This is a genomic window from Methylocaldum sp. (assembly GCF_039794385.1).
In the GTDB taxonomy this organism is placed as follows: Bacteria; Pseudomonadota; Gammaproteobacteria; order Methylococcales; family Methylococcaceae; genus Methylocaldum.
Genome location: NZ_JBDIVO010000269.1, coordinates 1 through 6291, shown reverse-complemented (window position 1 = coordinate 6291; position 6291 = coordinate 1). Strand labels below are relative to the sequence as shown.

7 protein-coding genes are annotated in these 6291 nt (G+C 61.2%); 3 read left to right on the top strand and 4 right to left on the bottom strand.

Annotated elements, in window-relative coordinates; genetic code table 11:
• The coding region (locus tag ABJK70_RS18320) for an NAD kinase (protein ID WP_347258707.1) at positions 1-440 on the top strand (440 nt) is incomplete at its 5' end.
• 163 nt (positions 441-603) lie between these two features.
• Here the strand turns inward: ABJK70_RS18320 and ABJK70_RS18315 are convergent.
• Positions 604-753, bottom strand: coding sequence for a hypothetical protein (locus ABJK70_RS18315; RefSeq protein ID WP_347258706.1), 150 nt, complete (start codon positions 751-753; stop codon positions 604-606).
• Between ABJK70_RS18315 and ABJK70_RS18310 the strand changes: the two genes are divergently transcribed.
• Together ABJK70_RS18310 and ABJK70_RS18305 are read left to right on the top strand one after the other, a co-directional pair.
• Positions 746-1297, top strand: coding sequence for a macro domain-containing protein (locus ABJK70_RS18310; protein WP_347258705.1), 552 nt, complete (start codon positions 746-748; stop codon positions 1295-1297). The two genes, ABJK70_RS18315 and ABJK70_RS18310, sit on opposite strands and share 8 nt — an antisense overlap.
• A 58-nt stretch (positions 1298-1355) precedes the next feature.
• Positions 1356-1925, top strand: a complete 570-nt coding sequence (locus ABJK70_RS18305; protein ID WP_347258704.1) for a nicotinamidase — start codon at positions 1356-1358, stop codon at positions 1923-1925.
• 75 nt (positions 1926-2000) lie between these two features.
• On the opposite strand, the gene ABJK70_RS18300 is transcribed toward ABJK70_RS18305, so the two are convergent.
• From ABJK70_RS18300 to ABJK70_RS18290, 3 genes are all read right to left on the bottom strand, one after another.
• Positions 2001-4076, bottom strand: a complete 2076-nt coding sequence (locus ABJK70_RS18300) for an NAD(+) synthase (RefSeq protein ID WP_347258703.1) — start codon at positions 4074-4076, stop codon at positions 2001-2003.
• Positions 4077-4268: 192 nt separating this feature from the next.
• A complete protein-coding gene (locus ABJK70_RS18295) occupies positions 4269-5972 on the bottom strand; it encodes an EAL domain-containing protein (protein ID WP_347258702.1) in 1704 nt (567 codons plus the stop codon).
• The coding region (locus ABJK70_RS18290) for a TCP-1/cpn60 chaperonin family protein (RefSeq protein WP_347258701.1) at positions 5956-6291 on the bottom strand (336 nt) is incomplete at its 5' end. The genes ABJK70_RS18295 and ABJK70_RS18290, both read right to left, overlap by 17 nt.

Here is a 6291-nt window from a genome sequence, read left to right as displayed (position 1 = left end):
CGCTGGCGATTAACGAGGTCTCGCTGTTGCGGGAAACCCGGCAAACCGCGAAAATTCGGATCAAAATCGACAATGTGGTGCGTCTCGACGAACTTTTCTGCGATGGTGTCCTCGTATCGACACCCGCCGGCAGTACCGCCTACAACCTGTCGGTCTACGGTCCGATCCTGCCATTGGGATCCGGCGTCCTGGCCCTCACGCCGATTTCGCCATTCCGCCCCCGCCGCTGGCGCGGGGCCTTGCTTCCCAGCCGGGCCGCGATCGAGTTTACGATCATCGAGCCGGACAAACGGCCGGTCAGCGCGGTCGCCGACTTTCACGAGGTAAGAGACGTGCATATCGTACGGGTCCGCGAGGCCAGCGACATCGCCTTGACGCTGCTGTTCGATCCGGAACACGATCTCGAGGAACGGATCATTCGGGAGCAATTCATACCCTAAGATCTCTCTTCCGACGGATACGGCATCTGTCGTGCCCCCTGGTCTCCGGGCCGCGGCGCATTTGCCGATAACAGTCGGTTATAAGTAATATCGAGAGGCTTGGAATCGAGTGGAAATTGTTCTCGTTTGATGTAATTCCCACGCCGGCTGATCGATTCCGGCTTCACCGGAAATTTCCTTGCTGCAAAATGTCAATAACTACTGCCGGTGCGGCAAAAACAGATGCTTCAAGCTTAGCCACATAACCGGCCTGGTTATGCGGTAAAGCTGTCGCGACAGACAGCACGAACGAGGGAGTGGCATCGATGACCAAGCGGACTATCCACAGCGTAACGATCGAATGCGTGCAGGGGAATATTGCCAATCAACCCGATATGGAGGCTGTCGTCAACGCGGCCAACGCCGAACTCCGCATCGGTGGCGGCGTGGCCGGTGCGATCCACCGCGCCGCGGGTCCGGGCCTCGAAGAGGAGTGCCGGCCGTTGGCACCCATTCGCCCGGGCCAGGCGGTCATCACCGGCGCCCATAACCTGCCCAACCGCTATGTGATTCACTGCCTTGGACCGGTCTACGGGGTTGACGAGCCCGCCGACGAATTGCTCGCCTCCTGCTACCGCAACGCGCTCCATCTGGCCGAACAGAACAATATCCGGTCCATCGCCTTTCCGGCTCTCTCGACCCGCGCGTTCGCTTATCCGATGGAACCGGCGGCACGTATTGCCTTTAAAACGATTATCGAGGAAGCACCGAAGCTCTTGTCGGTCAAACACATACGCTTCGTGTTATTCCATGAGAAAGACCAGCAGCTGCACACAAGCGTACTGGAGGCCGTTTCGAAACACGTGCCTGAAGGCTGACTTCAAGTCGGGCATCTTTCACGCGTGATTCACCGCCAAAAACCAAAGGAGAATCGGAATGACAGATGTAGACGGCGCCTTTGCGCCGGGCGACGCCTTGATCGTAGTCGATGTGCAGAACGACTTTTGTCCGGGCGGGGCATTGCCGATCGAAAACGGTGACGCAGTGGTGCCCGTGCTCAACCGCTGGATCGCGGCCGCCGTGGCCCGGAACATCCCGGTCTATGCCTCGCGCGACTGGCACCCTGTGGGGCATATGAGCTTCCAGGAAAGCGGAGGTCCTTGGCCGCCTCACTGCATCCAGGATAGAGAGGGCGCCCGCTTTCATCCCGACCTGAAACTCCCCGACTCGACCGTCGTTGTGACCAAGGGCGTACGCTTCGACCAGGATCAGAATTCGGCCTTCGACCAGACCGGACTTGCCCAACATCTCCGCCAGCAGGGCATCAGACGCCTCTGGGTAGGCGGCCTTGCGGAGGACGTCTGCGTACTCGCCACGGTGCTGGACGCACGCCGGGACGGCTTCGAGGTCATGGTGATCCAGGATGCCACCCGTCCCGTCACCCCCGAAGGCGGAGAGCAGGCCCGCCGCAAAATGCGGGAGGCCGGGGCCGGTGTCGCCGCCTGACCCGCGGTTGCGACGCAGGGCGCTGCGCGTCGCCGCGAACCGCAAAAGTTACAGCAAGAGCTTCTGGACTTAAGTCTATCCCGGCACATTGCGCCGCAATTCCTCGGGCCATACCTCCGCTTCGGAGTCGCTGGGTGCACGCCAGTCGCTGCGGGGCGAGAGCGATCCGCCGGAGCCCACCTTCGGCCCATTGGGCAGGCAGGAGCGCTTGAATTGACTGATTTTGAAGAAGCGGTAGAGAAACACTTCCAGCCATTTTTTGATGACGGGAAGGTCGTACTCCCTGTGTTTCTCCGCCGGCAGAAGATCCGGCCAGGGCCCCCGCTGCTTATCGCTCCGGGCCGCATGGCTCAAGAAGGCGACCTTACTCGGGCGAAAGCCGTAGCGGGTAATGTAATAGGCGTTGAAATCCTGGAGCTCATAAGGGCCGATCGTCTCTTCGGTGCTCTGGATGGCTTTTTTCACCGACTTTTCACGATCATCGAGGAAGGCGGGGACCAGTTCGGGTGAGATCTCGGTATCCAGGATCGACTGGAGGATGGCGCCGGTCTTCTCGTCGAACTCATGGGAGTTGATGACCCAGCGGATCAGGTGCTGGATCAGGGTCTTGGGAACCGAGGCGTTGACATTGTAGTGCGACATGTGGTCGCCGACGCCATAGGTGCACCAGCCGAGTGCCAGTTCACTCAAGTCACCGGTGCCCAGGACCAGGGCATTATGAAGGTTGGCGAGCCGAAACAGGTGCGAGGTGCGCTCGCCCGCCTGGACGTTCTCGAAGGTTATATCATAGACCTCCTCGCCCCTGGCAAAGGGATGATCGATGTCCTTAAACATCTGCAGGCAGGATGGCTTGATATCGATCTCCCCGGCCGTGACTCCGAGCGCATCCATGAGCCCATGGGCATTACGGCGCGTGACGTCGCTCGTGGCGAAGCCGGGTAGGGTATAGGCGAGGATGTTCTTGCGCGGCAGACCGAGCCGGTCCATGGTCTTGGCGGCGACGATCAGGGCCTGGGTGGAATCCAACCCTCCCGAGACGCCGATCACCAGGCGCTCGATGCCCGAGCTCTTCAGGCGCTTCATGAGTCCGTGCACCTGGATGTTGTAGGCCTCGAAGCAGCGCTCATCGCGCTCCGCCGGGTTAATGGGCACGTAAGGAAAGCGCTCCACGGTTCGCATCAGCCCGATCGGGCCGGTGGGCACCTGGAATTCGAATTCCACCCAACGGATGGCGCGCACCCGGTCCCGGTGGTCGGTCACCGTATCGTTGAAGCTGGTCATTCGCATCCGGTCCTGGGCCAGACGCTCCAGATCGATATCAGCCGCGATCACCTGCTCCTCTGCCGAGAAGCGCCCTGCTTCCGCCAGCAGCTCATTGTTCTCATAGATCAGTGCATAGCCGTCCCAGGCAAGATCCGTGGTCGACTCGCCCGGGCCTGCGGCCGAGTAGAGATAGGCGGCGATGCACTTGCCCGACTGCGACGCGCAGAGATCGCGGCGGTACTTGGCCTTGCCGATGGTGATGTTGCTCGCCGAGAGGTTGGCAAGCACGGTTGCTCCGGCGAGGGCAGCGTAGGTGCTGGGCGGGATCGGCGTCCAGAGGTCTTCGCAGATCTCCACGTGCAATGAGAAGTCCTCGACATTGAGGGCGCGGAAGATCAGATCGGCCCCAAAGGGGACGCGGCTGTTGAGAAAGCGCATCTCGCGGCTGACCGCAGCGCGGCCCGAGGTAAATTGGCGCTTCTCGTAGAACTCCCGGTAATTGGGGAGATAGCTCTTGGGGACAATACCCAGCACCCGTCCCCGGTAGATGACCACGGCGCAATTGAAGAGCTTGCCTTCGAACCGGAGCGGAGCGCCCACCAGCAGGACAGGTGTCAGACTTTCGCTCTCCTCAACCAGCCGGGAGAGGGCGGCCTCGGTGGCATCCAATAGCGCATCCTGATGAAAGAGATCTTCATTGGAATAGGCAGAGATCCCCAGCTCGGGAAACAGGGCGACTGCGGCATTCAACTCCGAGGCGCGGCGGGCGAGGCTTAGGATCCGCTCAACATTGAACCGCGGATCGGACACCCGCACGAAAGGCGTACAGACCACAGCGCGAATAAATCCGTGGGCATAAATAGAGTGAAAAGCTCTCTGCATACTCATAGCTTGTGTCTCCACCGGATGAAGAGATTGGCGGTGCCTCAGCTTATTTCTTCATCCCTTTTAACGCATGACTGGCCCAGAGACTACTGATTATCCTAAAACGGCAGTTGACCGCTTAGATGCACTAGAAAGCCGGATGAATCCCGAACGTCCTGCCTGGCATCGATCTCACCGATCCGGATCGGAAAATCGTCACCAACAACGCCCCCTCCGAAGGAGAACTATCTGTTCGCTCAACGGAAGCGGTTTGCTGATCAGCATGCCTTGACCTTCCCGGCAGCCGGCTTTGCGCAGCCACTCCAGCTGATCCAACCGCGAGACGCCCTCGGCCCCCACGGCGAAGCCGAATCGGGCGGCCGCCGCGATGGTCGTCGATACGGTGCTGACGGCCTCGGCGTTCGCGGGCAATCCGTGAACCAGGCGCTCGTCGAGTTTGATCAGCGCGAGCGGGAGTTCGGCCAGCAGGGAAGTCACGATCGATGCACTTCCGACATGATCTGCCACCACTTCGAAACCCTTGCCAACCAGGGCGGAGACGAGGTCGGCCGCTCGTTTAGGATGCGCCGAAAACGCCTCCTCCGGTATATCGAGACGGAACCGGGACGTCGGTAGCCCGTTCTCGTCGACATATCGGGATAAACGCTCCACAAAATCTCCGCGCAGGCAGGTGGCGGCGGACAGGTTGACCGCGATCTGCACGGACCGCAGCAGATGGACATTTAACTCGCGCAAGGCGATATAGGCCTGCTCCAGCACCATGAAATCCAATTTATCTTCCCGCCGCATCGCGGAAACATTGTCCAGGACCTCGCGCGCCGTCATTAAGCCCGTATCCGGAAACTGCCAGCGCACGCGTGCTTCGGTCAGACTAATCGTGCCATTCTGTAGATTGGCAATGGGTTGAAAGAAGGTACGGAAACGGTTACTCCGTGCTGCCGTATCAAAGTCGCGTTCAGCCAGATTTCTCATGGTAGGCCTCTCTATTGAATGATGTGAATGGAATCTGTAGCCCCGCCCACCTTCCTCCTTGACTCGGTACATGGCGCCATCGGCACGGCTCAGCAGTTCGCCGACATCCGTTTCGCCGTCCGGCCCCAGGCAAATGCCGATGCTTGCCGATAACTCGAATGTACAGCCAGCCGCCTTCGTCGGTCGCCCCACCGCCCGCAGCACAGCCCCCGCGAGCGCTCCCACCGCGCCGCGATCGGCGGCTTCGGGCAGCAGCAGCGCGAATTCATCGCCGCCTAGCCGGGCGGCCAGGGCGCCATGCTCCCTCGCGACGTGCCGCAGTCTTTTGGCGATTACCGCAAGCACATGGTCGCCCGCTTCGTGCCCCGCGGTGTCGTTCACCGGCTTGAAGCCATCCAGATCCATGAGCATCACCGCCATCTCGCGGCCCGTCCGCCGGCAGCGATGAAACGCGCTGCGCGCTTCGGCCCTGAAGCTCTCCCGATTGGGCAATCCGCTTAGCGCATCGTGGTGGGCCAGGCGTTCGAGTTGCCGGATATAACCCCAGCTCGGCCCAATTTCGAAAATGGCTTCCACCAGCCAAGATTTTTTAATGTGTGCGCTGGGCACGCGGCTCAAACTAACGAGCAACGGCAGTTCATGCCCGGCTGCCGAAATGCCGACCACCTCGCCCTGCCAGGCTCCGACCGCGTCCAGCTGCGGCTTGGCGCGGCGCACAAGGCTTGCGTGGTCGACGACATGAGGCGGCTGCCCACCGATCGACGCCCGATGGTTAAAGCCGGTGACGGCATCATAGGCCCGGTTGGCCCAGAGCAGACCACCCTGTTCGTCGAGCAGCAGCACCCCCGAACCCAGATGCTCGAAAACCCTTGCATACCAGTCGGCGGTAAATTCGGATGCCGTGGCATCCTCATGCGTCTTGCGCACTGCCCACCATGCAGCCGGTGGTCAGCAGCAACCCGGCGACCGACGCGGCGAAGCGCAGCGCGCAACGGACCACCAAGGTAGGATCGATCACGCCCAGTTCGAATAAGTGGCCGTAGCAGTCGGCGGCGGCGTCATACCCGAAATCGGCCTCGCCCGCCGACACCCGGTTCACCACGACCGAAGGCGCACCGGCGGCATTGGCGACGATCTGGCGCAAGGGTTCCTCCAGGGCGCGGCGCACGATATCGATGCCGGCATCCTGATCCGCGTTGTCACCCTTGAGCGCCTGTATCGCGGCTCGGGCGCGCAGCAAGGCCAC

Excerpts from the sequence above, each read along its gene's own strand:
- ABJK70_RS18310 (WP_347258705.1), top strand. The coding sequence starts at position 746 with ATGACCAAGCGGACTATCCACAGCGTAACGATCGAATGCGTGCAGGGG.
- ABJK70_RS18305 (WP_347258704.1), top strand. The coding sequence starts at position 1,356 with ATGACAGATGTAGACGGCGCCTTTGCGCCGGGCGACGCCTTGATCGTA.
- ABJK70_RS18300 (WP_347258703.1), bottom strand. The coding sequence starts at position 4,076 with ATGAGTATGCAGAGAGCTTTTCACTCTATTTATGCCCACGGATTTATT.